Origin of the sequence: Brevibacillus sp. FIR094 (genome assembly GCF_050477165.1) — a bacterium.
Classification (GTDB): Bacteria; Bacillota; Bacilli; order Brevibacillales; family Brevibacillaceae; genus Brevibacillus.
The window spans coordinates 15,622-41,019 of the sequence record NZ_JBEAES010000021.1; the positions used below are offsets into that span (position 1 = coordinate 15,622).

A 25,398-nucleotide genomic window follows, 5' to 3' on the forward strand; every position below is an offset into this window, starting at 1 on the left:
GAGAGTGCACATGGACTGGCGTTCGCTCGATGAACAATATATCGTCTCCACTTACAAAAGACTTCCGATTGCCATAGAAAAAGGCGAAGGAAATTACTTGTACGATACGAACGGGAAGAGCTATCTCGACTTGTTTACCGGACTCGCGGTAAACGTTCTGGGGCATTCGCATCCGCGCATTGTACAGGCTCTACGTGAGCAGGGAGAGCGCTTCTTGCATATTTCCAATGTATTTTTAAACAAGCCGGCTATTCGTTTGGCTGAGCGTTTGGTTGCGAATAGCATTAGTGGGAAAGTGTTTTTCACCAACTCTGGTGCAGAGGCTACAGAGTCTGCGATCAAGCTGATTCATAAATGGACGAAGAACGAGGGAGCAGGTCGTGAAGGTATCGTTGTCTTACGCAACAGCTTTCACGGGCGAACACTCGGAGCAGTGCGTCTGACGAGGCAGGCTCACGTCTATCAAGACTTTCCTCAGCCAGCTTTTCCTGTTTATGAACTGGATGTGGAGGACACGGAAGGATTGCGAGCGATTTGCCAAGAAGCAAGGCCTGCTGCGGTCCTCATGGAGCCAGTCTTGGGTTCTGGCGGTGTCGTGCCGTTAACGGAAGCGTTCTTGCGAGAGGTAGCTGCGATCTGTGAACAAGAAGGCATGCTATTCATCATGGACGAGATCCAGACAGGAATGGGCAGAACAGGAAAGCTGTTTGCTTATGAGCATGCAGGCGTAACGCCAGACCTTGTCCTTTTCGCTAAAGGGATAGGGGGAGGGCTTCCACTCGGAGGTGTCATTGCTGGTCCAAAGCTGATGAACCAGTTCAAGCCAGGGGATCACGGAACGACGTTCGCACCATCACCACTTTCCGCTGCTTTGGGGAATGTCGTGTTGGACGAATTGCTTGATCCAGCCTTCATCGCGCACGTAGAAGAAGTCATAGCGTACCTGTGGTCGGGGTTGGAAGCGTTGCGAACGCGTCTTCCGGATCAGCTGCAATCCCTACGTGGAAAAGGCTTGATGGTTGGAATTCCGCTCTCTTCCACCCCGGAAGAGGTTAGCCACTTGCAGCAAGCATTGCTTGACGAAGGAATTCTCGTTGACGTGACGCAGAAAACGATTGTTCGTCTGCTTCCGCCACTGACGTTGACCAAAGCCGATGTGGACCGTTTCCTTGCAGTGTTTGAGGAGCAATTAACAGCAAGTACAGGTATGAAAAAGGAGGCGTAGGATATGACGACTTCCTTGTTTACACAAATTCGCCGAGACCTGCACCAAATACCGGAGCCAGGCTTCGCTGAAGTGAAGACGCAACAATACTTGCTCGATTATTTGAAAAAGCTGCCCCAGGAGCGAATCGAGATCAAAACGTGGCGGACAGGCATTTTGGTCAAGCTGGCAGGAACAAAGCCAAAACGAATAATTGCCTGGCGGACGGATATGGATGGCCTGCCGATCGTAGAGGAAACATCCTATCCGTTTCGCTCGCTTCATGAAGGTTACATGCATGCATGCGGGCATGACATGCATATGACGATCGCTCTTGGCCTCCTGACGCATTTTACCGAGCATCCGGTAGCAGATGATTTGTTGTTCCTCTTCCAGCCGGCAGAAGAAGGTCCTGGCGGTGCGGAGCCGATGATGGAAAGTGAAGAGTTTGCAGGGTGGCGACCGGACTGCATTTTTGCTTTGCATATCGCGCCAGAATATCCAGTTGGTCATATTGCGACGAAGCCAGGAATTTTGTTTGCCAACACTTCTGAGCTGTACATCGATTTGGTTGGCAAAGGGGGGCATGCAGCCTTCCCGCACAAGGCGAATGACATGGTGGTTGCAGGAAGCCATCTTGTGACACAGCTTCAATCGATTATTTCGCGCAATATAGATCCATTGGATTCAGCTGTCGTAACGATTGGCAAGCTGGAGAGCGGGACGAAGCAGAACATCATCGCAGAGAAGTCCAGGCTAGAAGGGACGATTCGAACCTTTTCGATGGAATCGATGGCACTCGTCAAGAGCCGCATTGAATCTCTCGTAAAGGGAGTGGAAATAGGCTTTGATTGCCAGGCAGCGATTGACTACGGGGTTGGCTACTGCCAGGTTTACAACGAGGAGCAGTTAACGACAGACTTCATGCAATGGGTACAGGAACAATGTGAAGAGGTAACTCTTATCACCTGCAAGGAAGCCATGACCGGAGAAGACTTCGGTTACTTTTTGAAAGAAATTCCCGGCTTTTTGTTCTGGCTGGGTGTGCAAACGCCGTACGGCTTGCACCATTCCAAAATTGAGCCGAACGAAGACGCGATCGAGGTTGCCATTCGAATGGTCTCCCAGTATTTTACATGGCTTTCGCAACAGGAGTAACAGTATCAGGAGCAAAAAAGAGTGGCTGGATAGCCGCTCTTTTTTCTGTGTCATTCGCAGCCGTATTCTCGTCAAGAGTAAGAAGTAGTTACGAACATCTCTGTGCATAAGTCTTTCTTCCTAAGGTTTTTGTGCTTGTGGATAATGTGGATATTGTTGAAAAAACTTATCAGGGCAGCACAACTATTTCCTTTTCCAAACGTATAAACTAGAGAGAAGAAATTCCGGAAAAACAAGCGCTGCCGCGCACACATACAGGAGGATTATTGACATGAAAAAAGCATGGTTATCGGCCTTGTTGGCGTTGACTGTAGCAGCAGGGGTGGGGAGCACTACTGCGCTGGGAGAGGGTGCGATGCGCGTATTTTTCGGTGCGGAAACCGTAGCGAGTGAAATGCCAGCATCCAAGGCAGAATCGATAGAATCAATCGTGAACAAGCTCGGTGGTTTCGCCGATTACGATCAGCAATCTGGCAAATTGCAAGTAATTAAGCCAAACGTAAATATTATTGTGGTCGAAGGGATTCAGCAGACCCGCAATAAAAATGTTGTTTTCAGCAACCCTGTCAAAGGATACAGCGACAAAAATGTGCCTCGTACGTTTAACGTGTTCGTAGAGGTTGATGACGCGCCTGTAGCCAAAGATTTGCGCATGCAACTCGTGTTGATCGGACCGGACGGCAAAGAAGTGTCTAAAGGGAAAGAATGGAAATATTCCACACAAAATGCAAACAGCTTCTATTTTTCTGAGCCTTTTGTATCTACAAAACTTGAAACATACGGCACTTATAAAGTACAAGTTCAAATGAAATCCGAGAAATTCACTTCTTATGTAACCGTGGGTGAAAATACATTTACAGTTGGGCGTTAAAAATTATGGCTTGGATGCGTTTCCACTTTGCATGTCCCCGTGCTATAATATACGGAAAAGCCAATATACTTGGTGATAGCAAGTACATGAAAGAAAGGAACGATGGGAGCGAATGGAGACAAATCCCCCGCGATCGTCCACGGATGTAGAAGGCCCGAGTATACGCATTGCCTGGAAAGATGAGCAATCCATTCAGGCAGAGTGGAGCATGACGAAGGAGTTCGAGCAAGAAATAGAACGAAAGTTTGCTATTCCGTTTGCTGAATTGCCTTTTGTCCTACGCCTTTTTGATGTGACGTACCGCAAAGAGATCCGAAATGATGGCACTGACCTTTACACTGATTTTGATATCAACCACCGGTCTTCCGAATGGATTTTGTACGGAGTGACGCAAGGATTGGAATATTGCGTCGATCTGGGAATTCGGATGGTGGACGGAAGGTTTTATTCGCTGTCCCGGTCTCAAATGATTTGATCAACGTGCTCAAGCAACGTTACGACTGAGGCAACTGCATTTTTATACGAAACAGCCCCATTATCCACGAGATTTACTTGTGGCAATGGGGCTTTTGATTTTTATTCATGGATTCATGGTTTCTCTCGCTGTTTGTCCAGCAGTCGGAGGGCAACCGCTAAAACAGCCCATACTGGCATTGGTTCGTCTAACTTATTTAGCCATTCAGGTGAAGTCAGCAAGCCCTCCTGTATTGCGCGATTGCCAAGCTCCAATTTCCAGGGAGGAAACGTTTGAGGCCCTTCTGAGGTGAATTGATCGTACTGAGACAAGTTGTACGTCTGAATGAGGCGCGTCAGCTTTTCAGCGTACGCAGGATCGGTAGCGTAGCCGGCTTCTTCTAATGCTTGTGCTGCTTGTGCGGGAGTCGTGGCTGCCAGCACGTCTTTGTATGCCGGTTTACTTAAAAACTGGGCATGGTCTTCCATGGATTGCTGGTAATTTTCATAGGCACGGAACTGGGAAGTACGTGTGACCGTTTTCCCATTTTCCACCTCTTTGCTTTCGATGGTGACAGATCCGGCAGGTCCCGTTCCCTTTATTCCAAAGAGGTTGTACGAGGATGTCCCAGTGGCAGGGTCAACAGGTACTTTGTCACCCCAACCTGACTCGAGTATGGCTTGCGCTATGATAATGGAGGGAAATATACGATGGTTCAGATAAGATTTTCTAGCGTGGTCAGCAACCAGCTGAATAAATGCTTGCGCTTCCATAAGCTCACCCCTTTCCTCTCTGTTATTCGTATGAAAGAAAGAGGTCAAGGGGAATAGGCCTGAACATGAAAAAACAGTCGATATTTCTCGACTGTTTTTCCGTTTGCCTTTATGGCTTTCGAGGTTGGAAGTATTGAACGCGATTGTTGAAGAGATGGAGCTCTGCTTTATAATCACGTGCCAAGTATCGACAGTACTCATTTGCCTTGTTTTTATCGCCATGCGTGGCCGATTCAGGGAGGGACACCTGTATGTAGTGCTTTTCGGAACCGTTTTCATTTTTGCTCCCGACTCCAACAACGATAGCTTTGTACATGTTTGGGTCTTTTCCTTTGAGAAGGAACCACGCGTCCTTTCCTTCAGGGCGTTCTTCTAGGTTGTAAGGGAAAGCGGCGTCAGCATAGGTCCAGCCCAACTGCTTTCCTGTTTTTGAGGTCATGTCAACGTATCGCGTAAACTTGGCTTTCACGTCGTCAATACTTACAGATGCTGCGGTAGAACCATCAACGAAATAGATGTAGGCCGATTGAAGTTTCACGACTGCACTCACTCCTAGTACCGGTATTCTGTGCGTTAAGTGTAGCATTGTCTTCCACTCTTTGGCAATGAGGCAGTTGGCGACCGAAAACAATTGCGCGTTTTTTCTGAAAAGTGTAAAATATATATCATATTTATATGCCGTTAGATGAACGATAAAGGATCATGGAGGAATATACGCATGCAGGAGGCCTCAATTAGACACGTATTCGAAGCTTTAAACACCATGCGCGCCATCGATGTGGTGAACAAAGAAGACTGGGAGCGGGCAGCGAAGGAAGCCGAATTGGATTCCTCCGTACAGTTAAACATTCTCTGGATCATCTACTGTTATGAAGGTGTACGCGTCACGCAAATTGCAGATTGGACCTTCTGGCATCCCTCATCGATTGTCATTCATATCAAAAAATTAATGGAGAAAGGCATGGTGACCATCGAAAAGTCGGAGTTGGATGGGCGTGTGGTTCACGTATACCCGACTGAAAAAGGAAAAGAAGTTTTAGAAGCCAGTCGAAGAAGTGTACCAGATATTTTTAGATTGACGTATGCATTGGAGAAAATGGAGGAACGATACAGTACAGCAGTAGTTGAACTGTTCTTTGAATGTCTCTCCTTTGTCGCGCAATCGTTGCATGGTGCAGAAAAAGTAAGATGGATTCAAGAAGGGGAAGACAGGGTTATTAATCCGACGCGTCTGGTAAATGATGCTGTTTGGGTGGCAAAAACGTGATTTTTCGCTTATACTAATGAATAATCCGAATATTTCACGAAATTCGGAGGCAAAATACTGTTGAGGAGGGATTGCTGATGGAGCACTACGACCACTTATACGACGTTTCGGAGAATGCTAATGTACGTTTCCTTGGGTTTATTTCAGAGGGAACACGCTACGACTTTGGCATGGTATTTACACACAAGTTTTATGGGAAGCCGTTGGTGATCTGTATGCAAACAGGGCAATCGACTCTTCTCAGTTCTGAAGATGCGGTGAATCCAGGATACCTGCAAAAAATTTTCAGGTTGGATTCAGAGAACGAGGCAGTCGCGCTTGCTGAGTTTTTCCAAGAGCATTTACCATCCATTCCATTTGAAGAAAATCAGTATTAGGTAACGAGCAGAAGTTTATCTTCTGCTCGTTTTGGTTTTTCTGTAAAATACGGCCTTCCGTTTTTTAGTATAATCGAAAGAAATCAAGCAGTAGGAGGAACAGTGGGAATGGGTGTACATAAATGGTCGGCCAAAGATTCTCGGGGAGCGATTGTTCTCGTCCATGGAACGGGAGAGCATCATGGGCGCTATGAGCATGTAGCGGCTCATTTCAATCAGGCAGGCTGGGACGTATATGCGGAAGATTTGCCGGGATGGGGGCGCTCTCCTGGGAGACGGGGGCATATTCAATCATTCGAAGACTATTTGTCCCGTGTACGGGAGTGGACGAGTACCGCTCTTGCCGATGCGTCGGGAGAGAAGCCTGTATTTTTAATGGGGCATAGTTTGGGGGGGCTCATCGCGACTCGCTTTATTCAGACGGATGAGCGGAGTAAAGAGTTGGCAGGGTTAATTCTCACATCTCCATGCTTGAAACTGAAACTGACTGTACCGGCGTGGAAGGAGCAATTGGCACAGTTTCTCGACGGGGTCTGGCCAACACTTGTCATGCCTAATGGAATCACTCCCGATATGGTGTCGCGTGACGAAGCTGTTCAGGCTGCTTATCAGAACGATCCGCTCAATTATTCAAAGGTAAGTGTCAGATGGTTCACGGAATTGAACCGCTCTATGGAGAAGGCGTGGGAGGAAAGAAATCGAATCAAGCATCCTGTCCTTGTTTTGCAGGCAGGTGCTGATACATTGGTTGATGCGGATGCAGTGGAGAAGTTTACAGGGGGCCTTCCAGGCAGATATACGTTTGAACGATTCGCGGGCTTGCGGCACGAAATTTTGAATGAACCTGAAAAGGAAGAAGTCTTACAAAAAATCGGGAACTGGTTGAATGACAATATTTCGTTTTAATGTGACATACTAATTATCAACAAATGCATCTTGACTCCGAATGACATGGCATATTAAGATGAATGTAACATAACATTTATGGTAATATGTGAATCAATTGAATGCGGAGGGGACATAGATGGGAACTATCGTATGTCAGACTTGCGGAACCATCATCGAGCATTTTGAATGTAATTCAGTGAAAACGCTTTATGCGGTGTGCAACTGTGAGTGCCGACCTGGTGACAGACAGGAAAAAGAATAAAATATAGTCAACAGGCCTATGTTGAGGCCTGTTTTTTTTGACAACCTTTTCCTTATGAAGGATAATGGAGAAGTGTGAAAATCGTTGTAAAAGGAGGAATTGTTTCATGAAGCGAAAACCGATGCAGGGAATGCTGGCCGCTGCACTTTTGGTCACATCTCTGTGGAGCGGGACACCGGCGCTTGCCTACAGTATTGGTGATGAAGAAAAAATCGACGCAAGCAAGCCTGAAATTTCCGGAGCCGGTTATGACATTTCCAAAAAATATGCCGTGTGGATGGTTGAAGGGGAAGAAGCCGTAACCCTTTACAATCTCGATAAAGGTACGCAAACTCAAATTGGCGACAAGGAATCTGAAAAGACGAATCCAAAAGTCGATGGTGAGTATGTCGTGTGGATTGATTCCCGTGACGGAGGTTCGGACGTCTACTTGTATGACATTTCGAAGCAAAAAGAAACCCGGTTGTCAGACGGGTCAGCATCTGTCAGTGGAGTGGAGATAGGGGATAAAAATGTTGTCTGGACAGATAACGGGGATGTTTATCTGCACAAAATTTCTACAGGAGATACAGAGATCGTATCTGCGAGTGGAAAAGCAACCAACCCAGTGGTAAGCGATGCATATGTCGCATGGGAAGATGATCGTGATGGCAACGGCGATATTTACTATTACGATATCAAGAAGAGGGAAGAAAAGGCGGCTGTCGTCCAAAAAGGCGATCAAGGGCGTCCTACTCTTTCCTCGAATAAAATTTTGTACGAGAATCGCTCCTATAATCAAATCTACGTACATACCATCAGTAATGGCAGAAATAAAGAATTGACCAACGGTTCGAGTGACAAAGAATATGTACATTTGTACAAAGACGATTATGTGTATGCTGAAGATAATAATCTGATGTACCGTACCGTCGATAAATCGTCCAAAAAGAAACTTGACTCCAACCTTTATGGAAATGTAGGGCCGAGAATTTATGGCGACTATGTTTTGTATGCCAAAAAGGACAGTAATAAAAGGCTCCAGCTTCACCTGTATGATCTGGACGAGAAAAAGCAAGTTCCACTGGGGAGTGTAGGAGGCGATCCTATTGATCCAAGTGGTCACGATCGTTATGTCGCTTATGCATCAAAGTCTAAGAATAACAATTCCATCGTTCTTTACGATATGGAAAAAGGAACGAGCAAATCCATCAGCGACCCAGATCACGATGCGGCTCGCCCTGTCGTAAGTTCCCGTTATGTTGTCTGGTATGATCAGCGAGAAGACGCACTCTTCTCCTACGATATTCGTAAAGGCGTCCAAACGCAGATTACAAACGAAGATGATGATCAAAAGCCGAGTGAGAAGTTCTATGAAATCGACGGAGAGCGCCTATTGTGGGTCAATGTCGATCGCAGAGCAGAAGTGATCATCACAAATCTGTCCACTGGTAAGCATACGGAGGTATCAAGGCTGAAAAGTGAACCGTTGAGCGTTGATATTTATCAAGACTATGCAACCTGGGTAGTCGAAGAAGGTAAAAAGAAAGCAACGATCGTTCTCTACGATATCGAAGGTGATAAAGAGAGAGAAATTCGTAGTAACGTAAAAGTCGAGAAAGCAGAGCTTGGCGATAATTTCGTGGTTTGGAGCGAAGATACTGGCAATTCCAAAACGGGTTGGGATTTGTATTATTACAACCTCGACCGTCAAAAAGTCAATCCGTTGCTGCGCTATACGGAAGGCGACCAGAAAAATCCACAGGCTTCACGTAATATGATTTTGTTCGAAGACAATCGTCTGTCCGGGAAAGGCAAACAGTTCTACTTTGAGCTGTATGATTTCGAAGAGGGGTCATTTAGCGATATTGAGTGGGATGATGATGCGGAAATCAAAAACCCGCGCATGGGTGGAAATCGCATTGTCTGGGTAGATGATCGCGACAAAGATCCGTACGTTTACACGTTGGCTTTCGCTTCGGGTGATGATGACGAAGACGACGATGATGAAAAAGACGAGGACTGATTCTGAATAAAGAGAGTCAGGCTCCATGAGAGAAAAACAGACGAAAGGAATTCTTTCGTCTGTTTTCTTTTATGATGTCCGGCATAAATACGGCTTCAAAAGGACGAGTGCTACGAGAAATACAATAACTGCGACATAAGCAGGCAAGAGATGAATAAAATCAACATAGCCAACAGTAAAATGTATGCCTATGCCAGAAATAAAGCCTGGAATGCCTGCTAAAAACAATGTCCACCAAATCCACGCTTCTCCTCGCCTGATACCCCAAAGGCTTATTAGCAAGACGGCCAGGCCATTCGAAACTAATGCACCTCCAAAGCCAGCACGGTCATGAGCAATCACCGGAATTAATCGTTCATTGTAAGACTGCAAGGTATCAGCAGACACACAGAGAAAGACGAGGTCGGAAGGAACGAAGACACCTGTGACGCCGATGATCGAAATGATGATACCAGCCCCTGTCAAACCAAATCCGATGATGACAAAGAGCAATTGTCCCCATAGAGCCATTCGCCAATCCTGATCGTTGTGAAGCTGAGGAGGTAGGCGAGTCAAATGAACCTTTCCAGGTGTTCGTAATGCGAGCAAAAACATGGGGAACAACACGAGCGCTAAAATCGCGTGCAAGTAATCGAAGTACCCGTATCCAATAAATAAAAAGAAGCTGGAAAATCCAACAGTACCGGAGATGAGCAAGATGGTCCGCGTCCAGTGAATGTCTTTGCGCAGGCCATGGTAAGCCAGTTGGCTATACAAAATTCCTATGGATATCATCGTTCCTGCCAGACTAATTCGATCGTGTGACATAAAAGAGAGGATTTGCGCATTTAAGAGTGTAAGCTGGTCGGCTGACATCCCGAGAAAGCGTTCATCGTAGGGGAGGACGACGGTTGTTGCGGCGACCAGCCAAGCAAGTGCCCCACCGATAATCATGCCCACGCCCAACAAGATTCCCCATATCCAAGAAGGAAATAAAAAAGCAGGTCGGTTTTCTTGAGGAGGGTCAGTGTCTGGTTGTGTTTGCAAGATGGCTTCGTTAATTCGTTTTGGCAAGCCAGGGCCAGAATAGACCAAGCCACTGTGCAACTGCACAAAATTGGCACCTGCTGCCAAAAGAGTCAGAGCATTTTGTGGCTCCAGAATGCCGCCTGATCCAATAATTAGGGCATCTGACCACTGTTCCCGTGCCCAGGAGACAAATTTGACGGCTTGCTCGTGTGAACTCCTCCCCGTGATGTAAACAGAGTGGTTCGTGCAAGGTGAATTTTCCTGAATCGTGCCTCCAGCGATAACGATGCCGTTGAGTCCTGCTTCTTTTGCCGAGGTAAGAATCGGGAGTGCTTCCGCTTCTGTAAGGCTCGGTGAGATCGCCAGCAAGAGTGGCATATCCGTCTTGTTACGCAAAGAGGAGAAATGTTCCTTCCACGCAGTATGGCTCCATTCTGGCTGTCTAATATTCGCCCGCGAATCTATTGTGAAAAACGAACAAAAACGCTCCAATCTGTCGATGAGCTCCTGAAGCTCTTCTGTGGCTTCTCTCAGGCTGGCTTCTGGTCGGCAAGCCAATCTGACTCCGATAGGGATTTCGATGCCAGATGCCCCTTCCAGGCGCCTCTCGAGGGTATATATACCATTATTTACCAATGGACTGGAATAGTGGATATCCATCGTAGCCATATCACGTTGAATGGGGCAGTCAGAATCAATCGGTTCTTTGGACACGGGCCCCAGCTCTAGAAACCCGAAGCCGAACTTGGACAGCGCCTGAATGGCGATACATTCCGGGTCCAATCCGGCACCCAACCCAACTGGAGTAGGGAATGTGACTGAACCAACTGTTTTGGAGAGCTGCGAGGGAGGCTCCATATGTCCCATCCATTCGATGATGAGCGGACCACCCGGAATTTTTGCCAAAGTGCCGATTGACTGCAAGGTAATAGACCGGGCCCGTTCGGGTGGCATGAGAAAGAGAAGTGGTCGAAACATCGTTTGATACGACCAGTCTGGCATGGCAGCAACGCCCACCTTTCCTGATTTTTCCCATTTTCATCTTATCTCAAAATGTTTGTATAAAAAATAAAAAAAGCTGCTCTCTCGTGAAAGAGGCAGCCGTTTTTTGGTTCGGATCACTTAGCCAGAAATGGCGGTTTGTCTTTTTACGACCTTGATCGTTTTCAGTGTCTCATCTTCAGGACCTTGTACGGGTAACCCGACGCGGATGTTTTCCTGAATGTACGCGATATTTTCCTCGGTGATTACCTCCCCAGGAAGGAAGATTGGGATGCCTGGAGGATACACCATGATGAACTCAGTGATGACTCGACCTGCTGCTTCCGCCAACGGAATCGTCTCTGTTTCTGCATAGAATGCTTCTCGAGGGGTGGTGGACAGCACAGGGATATTCGGCAGTGAGATGGTAGGCTTCTCTTCTGCTTGTACGTGCGAAAATTCAACAGACAGATCACGCAAGCCATTTACCAGGGTACGGATGGATTCTTCCGTATCTCCCGCAGTAACGAAGCAGAGGATGTTGTACAAATCGCTCATCTCTACTTCAATGTTGTATTTGTCACGCAGCCAGTTCTCGACTTCCCATCCAGTGATTCCGAGATCGCGTACGTGGATGAGGAGCTTGGTTGGGTCCATCGCAAAAGTAGCAGGCTTTCCAAGAATCTCCTTGCCAACGCAGTAGATGCGTGGGATTTCGTTAATCATATCGCGTGCTTTTGCTGCCAATTCCATCGCTTGATCCGCGAGCATTTTCCCGTTGAGGGCCAAATGCTGACGCGCCATGTCCAACGAAGCGAGGAAGATGTAAGAAGTCGAAGTCGTCGTGAGCATACTCATGACCGTTTTCACCCGATCGACATCAACGAGGCCTTCCCGTACATTCAAGATCGATGTTTGGGTCAAAGAGCCACCCAGCTTGTGTACGCTGGTTGCTGCCATGTCGGCACCTGCTTGCATGGCCGAAATCGGCAGTTCCTCATGAAAATGAATATGCACACCATGAGCTTCGTCTACCAATACAGGAATTTCATAGTTATGTGCAGCACGTACGATTTCACGCAGGTCACCTGCAATACCGAAGTACGTTGGGTTAATCACCAACAGGGCAGCAGCATCAGGATGGGCTTCCAGTGCTTTTTGCACGGCCTTCACGGTGATTCCGTGTGAAATACCTAGACGCTCGTCCATTGCAGGGTGAATAAAGATTGGGATTGCTCCAGCGAAAATAACCGCCGACATAATCGATTTGTGTACGTTACGCGGTACGATAATTTTGTCGCCAGGACTGCATGTCGCCATAATCATCGCCATGATGGCTCCGCTTGTACCTTGCACGGAAAAAAATGTATGGTCAGCGCCGAATGCCTCGGCTGCCAAATCTTGTGCTTCTTTAATCATTGCCTTTGGGTGATGCAAGTCATCCAATGGCGCAATGTTGATGAGGTCTATCGAAAGAGCGTTGTCCCCGATGAACTCGCGAAATGCCGGATGCATACCCATACCCTTCTTATGGCCCGGAATGTGAAATTGAATCGGGTTCCGGTTGGCGTGCTCCAACAACCCGCTGAACAAAGGAGTTTTCATTTGTCTCACTACGATCGCCTCACTTTACTAATCAAGAATAATAAGGGGAAAAACAAACAAATTGAGTATAGCAAAATAGGGGGGGAAAGCAAGCGAATTTTTATTCATGTTTACGAGTCGTGGCAGGAGTTTGGCCTGTAAGCCGAGAAGGTCATTTACACGAGGTGATAAATGGATGAAAACGAGAGTAACGGAGCTACTTCAAATTACATATCCGGTAGTTCAAGGTGGCTTGGCTTATTTGGCTTACGCAGACTTGGCAGCGGCTGTGTCTAATGCCGGGGGGCTCGGTCAAATCACGGCTATGTCCTTATCATCGGCTGAAGCACTGCGGGAGGAGATTCGCAAGGTCCGTGCATTGACTGATAAACCATTTGGTGTGAATTATGCAATTGGTCAACACGGTCGGCCGTATGAAGACATGCTGGATGTGGCGATAGAAGAAGGAGTGGCAGCTGTTTCGGTAACAGGAGGCAATCCAGAGCCGCTGCTGCGCAGACTCGATGGTCATCCCATCAAAAAGCTGGTATTGGTAGCGTCTGCCCGCCAAGCACAAAAAGCAGAATCGATTGGCGCGGATGCTGTCATGGCTGTTGGTCAAGAAGGTGGGGGTCACCTGGGACGAGATGATATCGGAACGTTTGTTTTAATTCCGCGTGTGGTGGATTCCGTGAAAATTCCGGTATTGGCTAGCGGTGGCATCGGCGATGGCCGTGGGATTTTGGCAGCGCTTTCACTTGGTGCAGAAGGTGTGGAGATGGGGACGAGATTTATTGCGACACAAGAATGTGTCCATGCGCATTCTGCCTACAAAGATGCGTTGGTTACTGGAACGGAGCACGATACCGCCGTTATCAAGCGCACACTGGGAACACCTGCGAGGGTAGTTCGTACGCCAGGCTCTGATCATATTCTCGAATTGGAAAAAGAAGGGGCAGGCTACGAGCAGTTAAAAAGCTTCATCAGTGGAGAGAACAATTGCACATTTATTTATGAGGGCGACAGCCAGCGTGGTTTTGGTTGGGCAGGTCAGGTTATTGGATTGATTGATGATGTACCAAGCGTCCAACAATTGTTTGACCGCATGTTTGGCGATGTGAACAAGTCGTTGGATCGACTGCGGTCTTTTTCCTAAAACAAAAGAACAGGCCTGCGTTTTTCAAATGAAAGCGGACCTGTTCTTTTGCATATAACTTAACTAAAGAAAGCGGGAGGCGGTCTGTCCACGAGAATTTCCTAATGTATAGAGCTTACTCAACACGCCAAATGTTTCTTCGAGACGACTCATCAATGCTTCGCCGTCTGTTAGGATTGGATCATGACGGTCAATGGTAATTCCACAGAGCAACTCCGCTTTTTTTACCTGTGCAAGCCTGTCCACTAACTTTTTCACGCCAGCCGTGCCCAGTTCCTTTTGAGAAGTGCTTGCTGGTTGCATATGGTCTGGGGACCAGTGAAAATGCTCCGGAACCATCGCGATGACTTCCTCTAGACGCTTGTTAAACGCATGACTGATGATCTCTTTGGAAGGAGACTCGTAAATTACCGCGTACCAAACGAACAAATGTGTTCCCCACAAGCCGATTTGAAAGTGCGGATGTTTCTTGTAACCGCGTTTATCATTAGCCCAGGCAACCCACGTATCTGCTGGTGGGTTCACCGTACGGCGTGCATGCTTTGCTATGTGCGTAAACATTTCATCCCCAGTTGCTACGGAGAGAAAAGGCGCAAAGTGTTGGCTGAGTACTTCGAATTTGGGACGGATATTGGTTTTGATCGCGTCCATCCGAGCATCCAGTCCATCAATGGCAAAAACATCAAAATCTTCTTGACGAAAGCCTGGAAACGTTAGCATGTAACAAACACCTCTTTTAAGCATCATCGAACCCCGCTGGAAAGAAAAGGGCGATCGTCCCCGTCAAGGGAGCTTGGAATTCTCATATGATATCATACCATCCAGGAAAAAAATACATGCCGAGTTTTATGAATAGCAAAACCGAAGCCTGAATAATATGATATACCACTCACTCCCTTGCGGCTAAATTGATATCTGAGTATTCTGTCAACGGGAGGGGCCTGTAGAAGATGAATCTCGGCATGGAGTTGGAGTATTTTCATTTGGCAGTTTGGTTTGACCGCAAAACATTGCACGCGATGGTGCAGGCCCTGGTGGAAGCAGGGGTGAGCGTCACGTGGAAAGAATCTCCCGAGCAGTTTCACCTCCTCGTGAACACCACAGATGGCCGATCCGACTGGAAAATGCAGCGTTTAAACGGGTCCTATAAGCTGCACATTGCAGGCATTCCTGTCAATGATTCTAGGGTAGCACTCGTACTGTACCACTTCGTAGAGAGGGCAAAAGGGCATGCCATGATCAAGGTCACTTTTGAAGAGTGCGTCTTGCTGAAGCAAATCCAGTACGGAGAAGTTATCAGAATAGTGGAATTAAAAGGAGCTGAGAAAAAAGTGATCTATGAAAAATTTTGCAATGTAACGATGGATCAGGTAATTGCCGCGATGAAACGACGTGACTCGGAAGAACGCATCCCGGTGCTGCGTCTGGAGTTGGATTATGAACTGGCGACGTTGTATGACGCGATGCAAGCCAAGGACCAAAGTCAAATGAAGCAGTCCACAGAGCGATTAAAACAGCTCCGTCGGGAAATGTTGCTTTTGGAAGCGTAGGCAGACTGGAGGATAGCCAAAGGACGATGAGTTTGACACAAACCAATACAGAATGAAAAAGCGACATCTCAAACAAATGAGGGTGTCGCTTTTTTTGGTGTGAAAGTCGCGTAATTAGTAATTGTTGTTTTTATGAAAGACTTGTTTGAATGGAAGGCCCGGCGGTTGTACAATAAAGAAGGTTTTTGACAGCATATTTACGCACGCGCCGGAAAGGAAGAAAAGTTTTGGAAGCATTCCTATCACAAATCCCCAATGTAGCGATCCTGCTTTTAGCCGTCATCGCATTGACACTGATCCTGATATGGATCGTGATTATGCAGTCTGTCCGGATTAGTCGATTGAGGAAATCAATCAACCGGATTATGACAGGGACGGGAGGAGCCAATCTCGAGGAAGGATTGCACAGACTGCTGGATCAGGTAGAGGAAATGAAAAAGCAGCATAGCGATCAACAGTTTGCTATCAATCGTCTGTCACAACGAATGGCAGCGCAATGCGGCAAAGTAGCGATTATCCGTTACAATGCCTTCGGGGATGTCGGCAGTGATCTTAGCTTTTCGCTGGCGGTAACAGATGACGCTGGGAACGGTGTCGTGATCACCAGCATTTTTGGACGAGAAGAATCTCGCGTGTACGCCAAGCCGCTTGAGCAAGGGACATCGAGCTACCATTTGTCTGAAGAAGAACAGGCTGCGATCAAAAAAGCGATGACCTCAACCATAGGGATATAGGTCCCTCTGAATTTCAATGAAACAGCAAGCATATGAATGAATCAGGGAGTTCTTTTCATTTCCCTGCGTCTGAATGCGGATATTCCGGTTTTTTGCTAAAATTCATCGTCATTTTGCTCAAGACTTTTGAGGGCACCTGAGGTATAATAAAGATGTCAAAAATGGCTTGAAAAACAAAAAGTAGGTGATCCGCCTTCATTACCCAAATCGATTTTCGATTCGCGGGGCAAGGCCAGGTTCTACAGCGTTCTTTTGTTGACACTTAGCGTATCTCCTCTGATTTGGATAACTGTTCGGTCGTACTCGACCCATGCAAACCAAAAGAATTGAGGAGATATTTATGGCACAGCGTTTAGCAACTAATTACGCCTCGGCCTATTTTACGGTGAATGAAGAAGAGCTGAACCAGTTCGTTTCGCTTTTCACCAATGAACACATTTCAGTCCAAGTCAAAGTGTGTGACAATGGCGATCGTGACGTAATCTTGAATGACAAGAACGGCGAAATTCAATTGAGTTTCTGTCGGGTTGGCAGCCGCTACTCATGCGACAGCTCGTATCTGATCCGAGATCAGCAGCTGGCAAATGCCATGAGAAAAGCAATGAAAGCGTTCCGAGGCTATGGAATTGTCCACCGGATTTATGACGGCTTCACAATGGTGTATCACTACGATCAAGGATCGGTTGTGAGCATTCAGGAGCTAACCGGAGACGAAGAAGTGTCCATCTTTGAAAATAACTCTCTGCACATGGCCAATGAGCTGGAGGCTTTGTTCCAGCAGGATGGCAGCGAGCAGGAGATTGAGTCCTTACGTCAAGAAACGGACCGATGGCTGGATTTGCGTAATTGGGCAAAGAGAACTGCCCCGGAAAGACTTCCAGCAATTGATGTTCGATTAGCAACGTTATCGCGACGTCTATTTGAATTAGAAGTTTAGAAAAAAGGGTGCCTGGGGCGCCCTTTTTTATGTATGTGATTACACAGCGGATAACAAAAAGCGGGTTTCCTCCTAACAAGAGGTGCCCGCTTTTGCTTTTTTGCCCTTCACTTAGCGCAATTGCAATGATTTGCTCATATTGTACCAAATAGCTCCAGCATGATCTGAGCTGGAAACACCGTTGTTGAAGTATCCATGACTTTCATAGTAGCCGATCAAATTCTCCTTACACGTAAGCGTGATCGTCTCGCGACCGGCCACTCTTGCTGAGGCTTCCAGGTGCGTGAGGAGCATGGAAGCAATGCCTCGTTTTTGAAAAGCGGGAGAAACCGCTAATCCTAAAATGGTTTGATGCCCGCCCGATGCCGGATTTTCTTTAATCTCTTGAAACAAATCATCCGTAATGAAGGGGGATTCGGTAACGGGTCCATTCACCAACCCCGCAATGACGCCATCCTCTTCCACTACAAAAAAACTGTCTGGAATCAATCGAATGCGTTTCTCAAATGCTTCCGGTGTCGCTGCCTCTTCTGGTGAAAAGCAAAGCTGCTCGATGGCGATCAGTGCTGGCAAATCTTCTGCTTTGGCATTGCGGATAGTGATCATGTGTTCCGATCCTCTCCATTCTCGTTTGTTCCTTTCTCGAAAAGTTTAGAACTTTACCTATTTGATGTCAACGAAAGGCGCTTGCAGCAAGGGGGTGCCTTCATACTGTCGAGCGACTGATCAATTTTTTTTTATAGTTCTTGTTTAATCTTCAAAAAGGGTATTGTCAAACTAGGCCGATGCATGGTATTGTTGTTTTCGTTGGAAACAGGATTAGGAACCAGGATTCACTTTAAAGGGTGGATAACAACGGAAACCGCCCCCGTTAGTGAATGACGCAGGTCCTAGCGATGTTTAATATCACACTCGTTAGGAAGGGGGAACCGAAAGATGGAATATTCGACTTTCGGAAGACACGTTGCTGTTGACACATGGGGAGTTCAGTTTGATTTGTTGAACGACGCAGAATTTTTGAAAAAGGAAATGATTGAGGCTGCTGAGGCATGCGGTGCTACGGTACTGAGTGTGCAAGCGAAGCAGTTTTCTCCTCAGGGTGCTACCGTACTAGTTCTTCTCTCGGAAAGCCACCTGTCCATTCATACGTATCCTGAGCGCGGCTTTGCTGCTCTGGATTGCTACACGTGTGGGGAAACCGTTGATCCGCAAATCGCCATCGACTACTTGGTATCCGTGCTGAAGCCGGAAAAAACTTACGCGAAGAAATTAGTTCGTGGTTTGGGTGAACTGCAAGTTGTTGAGCCAGAAATGAAACTGGTTGAAGCGGCAAAGTAAGTAACAAATGGAAAAGTTTTCAAGAGGTGCGGGCTGATTCCGCACCTCTTTTATATGGAGATTCGATTCCTATTTGTCATCATGGAGTGACAGTAGGAACTCTGCGGCCAATATCGTGGAGCAGAGAACGAAATTCCGTGGATGTATTGGTGATCTGGCTTTTCATGTCGGGTCTCACATCAACTTGATTGGTCCGATGCGTGGCTTCTTCATAAATATCTGCATGGATGGCACGAATCCGGTCAAATGTGGCTGCGTCGGAGGCTACTTGGATCGAGAAGTTCGGAACACGTGAACGAACGGCTGAGTGGACTTGCTGTTCGATTATGCGCGTTTGCTCAGGACCAAAATTTTTCCGAACACGAATTCCGATGACGGCATCTGTGCCACTCACGAGAACAGTAGCACGCTCTACACCAGGCACGTCATCTGCGACCATGGTGAGTTGTTCAGCTAAATCCTGATTAAAACCATTGACCGTATATCCATTTCGATAATTGCGGGCATTGATTCCGCCAGTGTAGGCATGATAGTCATGAGCGAGGCTTGTCCTTGCACCTGGGGCTTGCTGATAGGTGGTACTTTGTGTGCGTGCTTGATTTTTTGGATGGCTGCTCGAGCTTGCGCATCCAGTCACCATGGTTGCAATCGTAAGCAAGCCAACCAAATATTTCGGGCCGTACCGTTTCATAAGTATGCCACCTCCATTTCCTTAGTATGACGAAAATAAAGTCCCTTACTCAGGAAGTGGCTCCCGTAAAAAACTGCCCATTGTGCCGCGTTTCACTACCTGTTAATATGGAAGGTATGCATAATAGAGGAGGTTCACATGAAGCGTCTTGACATACGCAACATTGCAATTATTGCCCACGTTGACCACGGAAAAACCACGCTGGTTGACAAACTTTTGATCCAATCGGGCACATTCCGCTCGAACCAACAGGTAGAAGAGAGAATGATGGACTCTAACGACCTGGAGCGCGAGCGTGGAATTACGATCCTGGCGAAAACCACTTCTGTTAAATACAATGATTTCACGATTAACATCTTGGATACACCAGGCCATGCTGACTTCGGTGGCGAGGTTGAGCGTATCATGAGCATGGTGGATGGCGTTTTGTTGATCGTCGACGCCTTCGAAGGCTGTATGCCACAAACACGCTTTGTATTGAAAAAAGCGCTGGAAGCAAAAGTTACCCCTATCGTTGTCGTGAACAAAGTAGACCGCGACAATGCACGTCCTCAAGAAGTTATCAACGAAGTGTACGACCTGTTCATTGATCTGGATGCGACGGAAGACCAACTGGAATTCCCAATCGTATATGCTTCAGGTTTGCAAGGGATTGCAGGACTTGAACCAGATAAGCTGGAAGGCGACCTTCGCCCACTGTTTGACACCATCGTAGAGCATATGCCTGCACCTGACGCAGACGAATCTGCTCCACTCCAAATGCAAGTAACCATGCTGGACTACAACGACTTTTTGGGTCGTATCGGGATTGGCCGTATCTATCGCGGAACTATGAACTTGAATGAAATGGTATCCGTCACTACGCGCGAAGGCGAAGTGAAAAAAGCGCGGATTCAAAAGCTGTTCGGTTTCTCCGGTCTGCAACGTGTTGAGCAAAAAACAGCAAGAGCGGGAGATATCGTAGCGATTTCTGGTATTGATGATATTAACGTAGGGGAAACGGTTTGCCACATTGATCATCCAGAGGCATTGCCACTCTTGAAAATTGACGAACCTACCCTGCAGATGACGTTCCTCGTGAACAACAGCCCGTTTGCTGGTCGCGAAGGTAAGCACGTAACTTCCCGCAAGCTGCGCGATCGTCTGATGTCTGAGCTGGAGACAGATGTATCTCTTCGTGTAGATGAAACAGATTCACCAGATGCGTATGTGGTTTCTGGACGCGGTGAATTGCACTTGTCCATCTTGGTAGAGAACATGCGTCGTGAAGGCTTTGAGCTGGGTGTGTCCAAGCCAGAGGTTATCATTCGTATGGTCGATGGTCAAAAAATGGAACCGGCTGAGCTGTTGATCATTGATGTGCCTGAGGAATACACAGGGCCAGTAATGGAGACATTGGGTCAACGTAAAGCCGAGATGGTTAACATGATCAACAATGGCTTCGGACAAGTTCGTCTGGAGTTCATTATTCCATCCCGCGGATTGATCGGATATCGTACAGAGTTCTTGACGATTACACGCGGTTACGGTATTCTCAACCACTCCTTCGACAGCTATCGTCCACTTGTACCAGGAGCGGTAGGAGGACGTCACGCAGGGGTACTTATTTCCCACGAGACAGGAACAGCTACCACGTATGGTTTGATGTCCGTAGAAGATCGCGGAACGATGTTCATTCACCCAGGTACAGAAGTATACGAAGGCATGATCGTGGGCGAGCACAACCGTGACAACGATCTTGTTGTTAACGTATGTAAAGAAAAGCATGCGACCAACGTACGTTCTGCGACCAAGGATGAGACTGTCAAAATGAAGGCTCCTCGCATGTTGTCTTTGGAAGAGGCACTGGAATACCTGAACGACGACGAGTTGTGTGAAGTAACACCTCAATCCGTTCGTCTGCGCAAAAAATATCTGAACAAATCAGATCGTGAGCGCTATGAGAAACAAAGACGCTGGGAAGCACAACCGCAAGCATAAGCATGAAAGAAGAACGCCACTTGATCCTGTTGGGGATGAAGTGGCGTTTTTGTTTGGGCTGTCCTTACAACAGACTTTCAATAGCAGAGATGAGCTCTTCAGGTTGAGTACGAGCACTGATGCGTTTTACAACCTGACCGTCTTTATCCACGAGGAATTTGGCGAAGTTCCATTCGATATCTGGATTTTCTTCGTTCGGGGCATTTTCCTTCAAGTATTGATACAACGGGTGAGTATCAGGACCATTGACATCGATCTTTGCAAACAGCGGGAACGTCACGCCGTAATTTCGATCGCAGAACGTTGCGATTTCTTCTTCTGTTCCTGGCTCTTGTCCAGCGAACTGGTTGCAAGGGAAGCCGAGAACGACGAGACCTTTATCCTGATAACGCTCATACAACTCCTGTAGCCCTCTGTATTGAGGGGTAAGGCCGCATTGGCTGGCGACGTTCACGATTAGCAGGACATGCCCTTTGAAGGCGGCTAACGTCTTCACTTCACCGGAAATGGTTTTGACGGCAATATCATACAAGCTCATTTTATTCCCACCTTTTTCTACTGACATATCTTCATCATAGCATGTACGGCAAAATTCATGCCAGCAACATGGAAGAGCCTACCGTTTTTTGACACAGAATCCACCACCTGATAAAGTAAGAAAGATAGCGTTTTCCTAAGAAAAAAGGAGTGACTATTCGTTTCATTCCGCCTATGAGGTGGCATGTGAAGCGGTAGGAGTTTCACCGCTTGAAGACAGGAGAGATAAGTGATGGACTGGATACAAATCGCATCAACCTATGTGCCAACGAATCCAGATCAGCTCACCGCATATGACAGCTTTCGCATATGGGCTGATAAATATCGGGCTTGGATTTTGTTTGTGGAATTAATTATCGTCTATTATCTTGGCTTTGCTACCCGTATCCGCATGCCTATTTTGAAAAACTTGCTCTTGTACATCCTTTTGTTTGCTGGAGCGCTCATTTTCGCTATTTTGGATGTGCAGCTTCCTGTGAAAAGTGCAATGTTCGTAGCGATCGCGATTCTCGTGATTGTAAAGGTACGGATCAAGCCGGAGCAAACTGGGCGAAAGTGAGGAGAACCGCGTGAAGCGTGAAGATGCACTTTTTAACTGGCTCCAAATTCAAGTGGTTGCCGATGCTCGACCAGAAGACCGCTCTGCTTTGGAAACAGCTGCTTTTTTCTTGCAATTGCTGCAAGAGGATCATCAAATGAGCGATATCGGCTATCGTCAGGAAGGCAGCTGGTACGTGCTATTTGGGAACGCTGATTCACAGTCCGTGGAAGTTCGATACCCTGCTGAATCAGTCGAATCTTTATTGGTCGCGATTGAAAGTGAACCCAAGTACAACTGCAACTAACGGGCCAAAGACTCCCCTCCACTTGCCGAAATGATTCGGAAGTTGGGTGGAGTTTTTTTGTATCAAGCGCTTTTCGTAGGTAATAAGACGCGGTTTCTTGGATGATGCAACTTTTGAAAATGATTTCCCGTCAATATTCATGCCCCAAGCAACCAGGGGGATTTTTGCAGACTAGAAGGGGGAACTACCATTGAAAAAGTACATGACCAAGCCCGTATTAGCAGTGGTGACAGCTGCAGGTATTCTTGGCTGTTTGACGCCAATTTTTGCCGATGCAAGCTCGATTGCTAGTCCAAGTGCCACAAAGGTAGTCATGAATGACGAGGGAAAGCAAGTCACACGCTACAATCTGAAGGAACTTGCTCAAAATGATCCAACCACGCTGAACATGCTCTTGAAAAATCAAGCGGATCACTTGTACATCATTGTAGAAGAAATCAACTTGAATACGAAGCTCCAAGCGTTTATGGAAGAAAACAAAGCGGAGTGGGAGCGTATCTACAATGAGTACTACAGCGATATTTGGCTGGAAGTGCGCCTGACAGAGAATGCTGAAGAAATCGTGAGTGTAAATGCCAAGACTGAAAATAACAAGGTGTACATAAAGGGGATTGTGACTTCGGATGTCACCAAGGTGGTAGTGAAAAAGCCGAATTCCGACATCATTGAAGTCGTTCCGACCAAGGAGCACTCTTTTACGGTCAGCTTTGAAGCTCCTGATGCATCCTATGAACCGTATGTAACCGTGAGTGCCTATGAAGGCAGCAAGCTGGTCGATAGCGAAAAGGTAAAGATCGTTCCAAAAGCAGAAGAAGATAAGGAAATGATCATCCATACCATGTCCGTATTGGATGCGAAGAAAAAGGAATTAAAAGTAAAAGGAATTGTCAAGCAGGGGGCAGACAAAGTAACTGTCACCTATAATGGCGTGAAAAAAGACGCAAACGTGAAGAAGCTGTGGGATGGCGTAGGCAGCTTCACGGTTTCAGTAAAGGATGTACAAGCAGCAAAAGATCAAAAAGCCTTGATCGAGGTTTACGAGGATGGCAAGAAGGTTGATTCCGAATCCGTTCAGGTAGAAATCGTCAACGCTCCTGACAAGGATCAAGCGACCGTATATGCCATCAAGGCGACTGCTGTAAACAATCCTGCCGCCAAGTCCATACAGGTGAAGGGGACAGTAAGCGGCTGGAATAAAAAGGACGATACTGAACTATTTGTGATCGCTCCTGACGGGAAGAAAAAAGAGATGAAACCAAATGACAAAGGCGAGTTTTCGCTGACATTGTCGTACAAGAATCATTCCTTTAGTGCCAAAACAATTCAAGTCGAATTGTATGAAGACGATAAGCTGGTTAAGAAAACTGACGTTGCATTAAGCACAAAAGTCATTGTCGAGCCTGTGAAGCCAACAGACGAGGATAAAGACGAAGATGATGACAAAAAGAAAAAAGAAAAAGGGAAGCAGAAAGATAAGCATCCCAATGGCAACGCGTATGGTTATTGGAAAAAGCACGACAAACATCATGATGACGATGATGACCAGGGCGATGACGATCGTAACGACGACAGAGACTAGTCGCTAACGTTAAGGCCGCTGCTTGTAAGTCTCGACGTACTCCACCAATTGTCTGATGTAATCCCCCAGAATGGGGATGGAAAGAAATTGCGTCAAGAGAGAGCCGAGGAATGCCAATACGATAGCAGTACCAATAGTCAACCCCAGACCCCGGGCAAGACCTGCGAGGAAATTGATCCAGAGCAGCTTGCGCGGGGCTGTGTAATTTTGAATCACATCTGCTAGTCGGATATCTTCCAGGAACATCGCAATTTTATGCATCCGCTCATTTACCTTCCGAACTTCCTGAAGCTCTTCAAGAACTTGATCAATTTGCTGCATAAGGCGGTCTGTAGGCGACAAGCTGTCCATCCCCTTCCATCATTCGGTATCGTTACCTACCAGTCTAGGGAAAAAGACAACCAGAATCAAGGTGGAGAGGAAACGTTTGCCTATCAGCTAGGCGAAGGGTAAAATGAACGTACAAAACGTTTGTTAGGAGGCTTTGAAATGGCTGAAACTGTTTCCCAATCTCTTTCCGAAGATTTATTCAAGCTCTTGCAAAAGGAGCGTTTTGTTACCTTGGGCACAGTAGACCATGAGTCAGGGGCACCATCGCTCAGCTCCTTGTCCTGGACGTATGCTGTCAGCGCCGATACGATTCGTTTTGCCGTAGATAATCGCTCACGTATTTTGGCTAATATTGCGAAGGAACCGCAAGTTGTCCTGCATTTGATCGGTGCCGGCTCGTCTTTTGCTATTAATGGTCGTGCTTTCGTCAAAACAGACCGACTGGAAGGAGTTCCGCTCAAGCTGGCCATGGCAGAAATCAAAATTGAGGCCGTTCGTGATATTATGTTTTACGGTTCCCGTATTTCCGTAGAACCACAATATGAAAAGACGTATGACAAAAACGCAGCAGCGAAGCTGGACAATCAAGTTATGACCGCCTTGAAAGATGCAAATTAACATGTGGAAATAAATTGTTGACAAGAATCCTGCCGATCCTTTAGTATTAGGGTCAATCAAATTGAATAGCAATCTTCTTATCCAGAGCGGCGGAGGGACTGGCCCGATGATGCCCGGCAACCAATCACCTGTATTTTAACAGGGAGATAATGGTGCTAATTCCTGCAGAGTTATCAAACTCTGAAAGATGAGAAGGATTTGCTTACGGTGACGTAAACAAAGCCTTCTTTCAGAGGAAAGGGGGCTTTTTTGATGCCCTCGTACACTATTG

At 46.8% G+C, this 25,398-nt stretch carries 28 protein-coding genes and 1 riboswitch; of the genes, 19 read left to right on the forward strand and 9 right to left on the reverse strand.

Annotated elements, in window-relative coordinates; translation table 11 throughout:
* Nucleotides 1-10: 10 nt before the first annotated feature.
* The 4 genes from ACQ5DJ_RS18925 (at nt 11) to ACQ5DJ_RS18940 (ending at nt 3,708) form a co-directional block, all read left to right on the forward strand.
* Nucleotides 11-1,225, forward strand: a complete 1,215-nt coding sequence (locus ACQ5DJ_RS18925; protein ID WP_429843827.1) for an aspartate aminotransferase family protein — start codon at nt 11-13, stop codon at nt 1,223-1,225.
* A gap of 3 nt (nt 1,226-1,228) precedes the next feature.
* Entirely contained in the window at nt 1,229-2,362 is a 1,134-nt protein-coding gene (locus ACQ5DJ_RS18930) for an N-acetyldiaminopimelate deacetylase (RefSeq protein WP_429843828.1), read from the forward strand.
* Nucleotides 2,363-2,633: 271 nt separating this feature from the next.
* Complete coding sequence (locus ACQ5DJ_RS18935) at nt 2,634-3,233, forward strand: hypothetical protein (protein WP_376897616.1); 600 nt, start codon at nt 2,634-2,636, stop codon at nt 3,231-3,233.
* Between the two features lie 112 nt (nt 3,234-3,345).
* Nucleotides 3,346-3,708: a DUF4912 domain-containing protein gene (locus ACQ5DJ_RS18940; protein ID WP_007723202.1), complete on the forward strand. Its 363-nt coding sequence runs from the start codon at nt 3,346-3,348 to the stop codon at nt 3,706-3,708.
* 113 nt (nt 3,709-3,821) lie between these two features.
* On the opposite strand, the gene ACQ5DJ_RS18945 is transcribed toward ACQ5DJ_RS18940, so the two are convergent.
* Nucleotides 3,822-4,460: a glycoside hydrolase family 73 protein gene (locus ACQ5DJ_RS18945; RefSeq protein WP_429843829.1), complete on the reverse strand. Its 639-nt coding sequence runs from the start codon at nt 4,458-4,460 to the stop codon at nt 3,822-3,824.
* Nucleotides 4,461-4,569: 109 nt separating this feature from the next.
* Nucleotides 4,570-4,998: a DUF1885 family protein gene (locus ACQ5DJ_RS18950; protein WP_429843830.1), complete on the reverse strand. Its 429-nt coding sequence runs from the start codon at nt 4,996-4,998 to the stop codon at nt 4,570-4,572.
* A 180-nt stretch (nt 4,999-5,178) separates the two neighbouring features.
* On the opposite strand from ACQ5DJ_RS18950, the gene ACQ5DJ_RS18955 reads away from it, so the two are divergent.
* From ACQ5DJ_RS18955 to ACQ5DJ_RS18975, 5 genes are all read left to right on the forward strand, one after another.
* Entirely contained in the window at nt 5,179-5,727 is a 549-nt protein-coding gene (locus tag ACQ5DJ_RS18955) for a MarR family winged helix-turn-helix transcriptional regulator (protein ID WP_007723208.1), read from the forward strand.
* A 77-nt stretch (nt 5,728-5,804) separates the two neighbouring features.
* On the forward strand, nt 5,805-6,104 hold the full coding sequence (locus tag ACQ5DJ_RS18960) for a DUF3055 domain-containing protein (RefSeq protein ID WP_015892160.1): 300 nt from the start codon (nt 5,805-5,807) through the stop codon (nt 6,102-6,104).
* 108 nt (nt 6,105-6,212) lie between these two features.
* Complete coding sequence (locus ACQ5DJ_RS18965) at nt 6,213-7,010, forward strand: lysophospholipase (protein WP_429843831.1); 798 nt, start codon at nt 6,213-6,215, stop codon at nt 7,008-7,010.
* A gap of 118 nt (nt 7,011-7,128) precedes the next feature.
* A complete protein-coding gene (locus ACQ5DJ_RS18970; protein WP_429843832.1) occupies nt 7,129-7,254 on the forward strand; it encodes a GapA-binding peptide SR1P in 126 nt (41 codons plus the stop codon).
* Between the two features lie 106 nt (nt 7,255-7,360).
* Complete coding sequence (locus ACQ5DJ_RS18975) at nt 7,361-9,259, forward strand: hypothetical protein (protein WP_429843833.1); 1,899 nt, start codon at nt 7,361-7,363, stop codon at nt 9,257-9,259.
* Between the two features lie 69 nt (nt 9,260-9,328).
* Here ACQ5DJ_RS18975 and ACQ5DJ_RS18980 read toward each other — a convergent pair whose 3' ends face one another.
* Both ACQ5DJ_RS18980 and ACQ5DJ_RS18985 read right to left on the reverse strand, forming a co-directional pair.
* Complete coding sequence (locus ACQ5DJ_RS18980) at nt 9,329-11,269, reverse strand: dihydroorotate dehydrogenase (RefSeq protein ID WP_429843834.1); 1,941 nt, start codon at nt 11,267-11,269, stop codon at nt 9,329-9,331.
* Between the two features lie 120 nt (nt 11,270-11,389).
* On the reverse strand, nt 11,390-12,862 hold the full coding sequence (locus ACQ5DJ_RS18985; protein ID WP_069849688.1) for an aminotransferase class I/II-fold pyridoxal phosphate-dependent enzyme: 1,473 nt from the start codon (nt 12,860-12,862) through the stop codon (nt 11,390-11,392).
* Nucleotides 12,863-13,028: 166 nt separating this feature from the next.
* Between ACQ5DJ_RS18985 and ACQ5DJ_RS18990 the strand changes: the two genes are divergently transcribed.
* Nucleotides 13,029-13,988, forward strand: a complete 960-nt coding sequence (locus ACQ5DJ_RS18990; protein WP_429843835.1) for an NAD(P)H-dependent flavin oxidoreductase — start codon at nt 13,029-13,031, stop codon at nt 13,986-13,988.
* Between the two features lie 63 nt (nt 13,989-14,051).
* Here ACQ5DJ_RS18990 and ACQ5DJ_RS18995 read toward each other — a convergent pair whose 3' ends face one another.
* Nucleotides 14,052-14,708, reverse strand: coding sequence for a YktB family protein (locus ACQ5DJ_RS18995; RefSeq protein ID WP_429843836.1), 657 nt, complete (start codon nt 14,706-14,708; stop codon nt 14,052-14,054).
* A 230-nt stretch (nt 14,709-14,938) separates the two neighbouring features.
* Between ACQ5DJ_RS18995 and ACQ5DJ_RS19000 the strand changes: the two genes are divergently transcribed.
* The 3 genes from ACQ5DJ_RS19000 (at nt 14,939) to ACQ5DJ_RS19010 (ending at nt 17,209) form a co-directional block, all read left to right on the forward strand.
* Nucleotides 14,939-15,538, forward strand: coding sequence for a hypothetical protein (locus ACQ5DJ_RS19000; protein WP_048033797.1), 600 nt, complete (start codon nt 14,939-14,941; stop codon nt 15,536-15,538).
* Between the two features lie 227 nt (nt 15,539-15,765).
* Nucleotides 15,766-16,272 carry a DUF4446 family protein gene (locus ACQ5DJ_RS19005; protein ID WP_429843837.1) on the forward strand — a complete coding sequence of 169 codons (507 nt, stop codon included), beginning with the start codon at nt 15,766-15,768 and terminating at the stop codon, nt 16,270-16,272.
* Between the two features lie 340 nt (nt 16,273-16,612).
* Nucleotides 16,613-17,209, forward strand: a complete 597-nt coding sequence (locus ACQ5DJ_RS19010) for a hypothetical protein (RefSeq protein ID WP_429843838.1) — start codon at nt 16,613-16,615, stop codon at nt 17,207-17,209.
* A 111-nt stretch (nt 17,210-17,320) separates the two neighbouring features.
* Here the strand turns inward: ACQ5DJ_RS19010 and ACQ5DJ_RS19015 are convergent, their stop codons facing one another.
* Complete coding sequence (locus tag ACQ5DJ_RS19015) at nt 17,321-17,815, reverse strand: GNAT family N-acetyltransferase (RefSeq protein WP_429843839.1); 495 nt, start codon at nt 17,813-17,815, stop codon at nt 17,321-17,323.
* 330 nt (nt 17,816-18,145) lie between these two features.
* Here ACQ5DJ_RS19015 and speD point away from each other — a divergent pair, with 330 nt between their 5' ends.
* On the forward strand, nt 18,146-18,547 hold the full coding sequence (speD, locus tag ACQ5DJ_RS19020) for an adenosylmethionine decarboxylase (protein WP_007723244.1): 402 nt from the start codon (nt 18,146-18,148) through the stop codon (nt 18,545-18,547).
* Nucleotides 18,548-18,626: 79 nt separating this feature from the next.
* On the opposite strand, the gene ACQ5DJ_RS19025 is transcribed toward speD, so the two are convergent.
* Entirely contained in the window at nt 18,627-19,238 is a 612-nt protein-coding gene (locus ACQ5DJ_RS19025; protein WP_429843840.1) for a YhcN/YlaJ family sporulation lipoprotein, read from the reverse strand.
* 138 nt (nt 19,239-19,376) lie between these two features.
* Between ACQ5DJ_RS19025 and typA the strand changes: the two genes are divergently transcribed.
* Entirely contained in the window at nt 19,377-21,218 is a 1,842-nt protein-coding gene (typA, locus tag ACQ5DJ_RS19030; RefSeq protein WP_429843841.1) for a translational GTPase TypA, read from the forward strand.
* A gap of 64 nt (nt 21,219-21,282) precedes the next feature.
* On the opposite strand, the gene ACQ5DJ_RS19035 is transcribed toward typA, so the two are convergent.
* Nucleotides 21,283-21,756, reverse strand: coding sequence for a glutathione peroxidase (locus tag ACQ5DJ_RS19035; protein WP_429843842.1), 474 nt, complete (start codon nt 21,754-21,756; stop codon nt 21,283-21,285).
* Nucleotides 21,757-21,987: 231 nt separating this feature from the next.
* Here ACQ5DJ_RS19035 and ACQ5DJ_RS19040 point away from each other — a divergent pair, with 231 nt between their 5' ends.
* The 3 genes from ACQ5DJ_RS19040 to ACQ5DJ_RS19050 all read left to right on the forward strand — a co-directional run bounded on the left by ACQ5DJ_RS19040 (nt 21,988) and on the right by ACQ5DJ_RS19050 (nt 24,179).
* A complete protein-coding gene (locus tag ACQ5DJ_RS19040) occupies nt 21,988-22,314 on the forward strand; it encodes a YlaH-like family protein (RefSeq protein WP_429843843.1) in 327 nt (108 codons plus the stop codon).
* A 10-nt stretch (nt 22,315-22,324) separates the two neighbouring features.
* A complete protein-coding gene (locus tag ACQ5DJ_RS19045) occupies nt 22,325-22,600 on the forward strand; it encodes a hypothetical protein (RefSeq protein WP_429843844.1) in 276 nt (91 codons plus the stop codon).
* A gap of 190 nt (nt 22,601-22,790) precedes the next feature.
* Complete coding sequence (locus ACQ5DJ_RS19050) at nt 22,791-24,179, forward strand: hypothetical protein (protein WP_429843845.1); 1,389 nt, start codon at nt 22,791-22,793, stop codon at nt 24,177-24,179.
* A gap of 9 nt (nt 24,180-24,188) precedes the next feature.
* On the opposite strand, the gene ACQ5DJ_RS19055 is transcribed toward ACQ5DJ_RS19050, so the two are convergent.
* Entirely contained in the window at nt 24,189-24,530 is a 342-nt protein-coding gene (locus tag ACQ5DJ_RS19055) for a DUF5665 domain-containing protein (protein ID WP_007723262.1), read from the reverse strand.
* Between the two features lie 138 nt (nt 24,531-24,668).
* On the opposite strand from ACQ5DJ_RS19055, the gene ACQ5DJ_RS19060 reads away from it, so the two are divergent.
* Complete coding sequence (locus tag ACQ5DJ_RS19060; protein WP_429843846.1) at nt 24,669-25,127, forward strand: pyridoxamine 5'-phosphate oxidase family protein; 459 nt, start codon at nt 24,669-24,671, stop codon at nt 25,125-25,127.
* A 74-nt stretch (nt 25,128-25,201) separates the two neighbouring features.
* Nucleotides 25,202-25,321, forward strand: a riboswitch (SAM riboswitch).
* Nucleotides 25,322-25,398 lie beyond the last annotated feature (77 nt).

Bases quoted from the DNA above. Each gene is read 5' to 3' on its own strand.
- ACQ5DJ_RS19025 (WP_429843840.1), bottom strand. From the start codon at position 19,238: ATGAAACGGTACGGCCCGAAATATTTGGTTGGCTTGCTTACGATTGCA.
- ACQ5DJ_RS18995 (WP_429843836.1), bottom strand. From the start codon at position 14,708: ATGCTAACGTTTCCAGGCTTTCGTCAAGAAGATTTTGATGTTTTTGCC.
- ACQ5DJ_RS18925 (WP_429843827.1), top strand. From the start codon at position 11: ATGGACTGGCGTTCGCTCGATGAACAATATATCGTCTCCACTTACAAA.
- ACQ5DJ_RS18935 (WP_376897616.1), top strand. From the start codon at position 2,634: ATGAAAAAAGCATGGTTATCGGCCTTGTTGGCGTTGACTGTAGCAGCA.
- ACQ5DJ_RS18965 (WP_429843831.1), top strand. From the start codon at position 6,213: ATGGGTGTACATAAATGGTCGGCCAAAGATTCTCGGGGAGCGATTGTT.
- ACQ5DJ_RS18930 (WP_429843828.1), top strand. From the start codon at position 1,229: ATGACGACTTCCTTGTTTACACAAATTCGCCGAGACCTGCACCAAATA.
- ACQ5DJ_RS19000 (WP_048033797.1), top strand. From the start codon at position 14,939: ATGAATCTCGGCATGGAGTTGGAGTATTTTCATTTGGCAGTTTGGTTT.
- ACQ5DJ_RS18955 (WP_007723208.1), top strand. From the start codon at position 5,179: ATGCAGGAGGCCTCAATTAGACACGTATTCGAAGCTTTAAACACCATG.
- ACQ5DJ_RS18945 (WP_429843829.1), bottom strand. From the start codon at position 4,460: ATGGAAGCGCAAGCATTTATTCAGCTGGTTGCTGACCACGCTAGAAAA.
- ACQ5DJ_RS19010 (WP_429843838.1), top strand. From the start codon at position 16,613: ATGGCACAGCGTTTAGCAACTAATTACGCCTCGGCCTATTTTACGGTG.
- ACQ5DJ_RS18980 (WP_429843834.1), bottom strand. From the start codon at position 11,269: ATGCCAGACTGGTCGTATCAAACGATGTTTCGACCACTTCTCTTTCTC.
- ACQ5DJ_RS19015 (WP_429843839.1), bottom strand. From the start codon at position 17,815: ATGATCACTATCCGCAATGCCAAAGCAGAAGATTTGCCAGCACTGATC.
- ACQ5DJ_RS18990 (WP_429843835.1), top strand. From the start codon at position 13,029: ATGAAAACGAGAGTAACGGAGCTACTTCAAATTACATATCCGGTAGTT.
- ACQ5DJ_RS18960 (WP_015892160.1), top strand. From the start codon at position 5,805: ATGGAGCACTACGACCACTTATACGACGTTTCGGAGAATGCTAATGTA.
- ACQ5DJ_RS18970 (WP_429843832.1), top strand. From the start codon at position 7,129: ATGGGAACTATCGTATGTCAGACTTGCGGAACCATCATCGAGCATTTT.
- ACQ5DJ_RS18940 (WP_007723202.1), top strand. From the start codon at position 3,346: ATGGAGACAAATCCCCCGCGATCGTCCACGGATGTAGAAGGCCCGAGT.
- ACQ5DJ_RS19055 (WP_007723262.1), bottom strand. From the start codon at position 24,530: ATGGACAGCTTGTCGCCTACAGACCGCCTTATGCAGCAAATTGATCAA.
- typA (WP_429843841.1), top strand. From the start codon at position 19,377: ATGAAGCGTCTTGACATACGCAACATTGCAATTATTGCCCACGTTGAC.
- ACQ5DJ_RS19060 (WP_429843846.1), top strand. From the start codon at position 24,669: ATGGCTGAAACTGTTTCCCAATCTCTTTCCGAAGATTTATTCAAGCTC.
- ACQ5DJ_RS19035 (WP_429843842.1), bottom strand. From the start codon at position 21,756: ATGAGCTTGTATGATATTGCCGTCAAAACCATTTCCGGTGAAGTGAAG.
- speD (WP_007723244.1), top strand. From the start codon at position 18,146: ATGGAATATTCGACTTTCGGAAGACACGTTGCTGTTGACACATGGGGA.
- ACQ5DJ_RS19040 (WP_429843843.1), top strand. From the start codon at position 21,988: ATGGACTGGATACAAATCGCATCAACCTATGTGCCAACGAATCCAGAT.
- ACQ5DJ_RS18975 (WP_429843833.1), top strand. From the start codon at position 7,361: ATGAAGCGAAAACCGATGCAGGGAATGCTGGCCGCTGCACTTTTGGTC.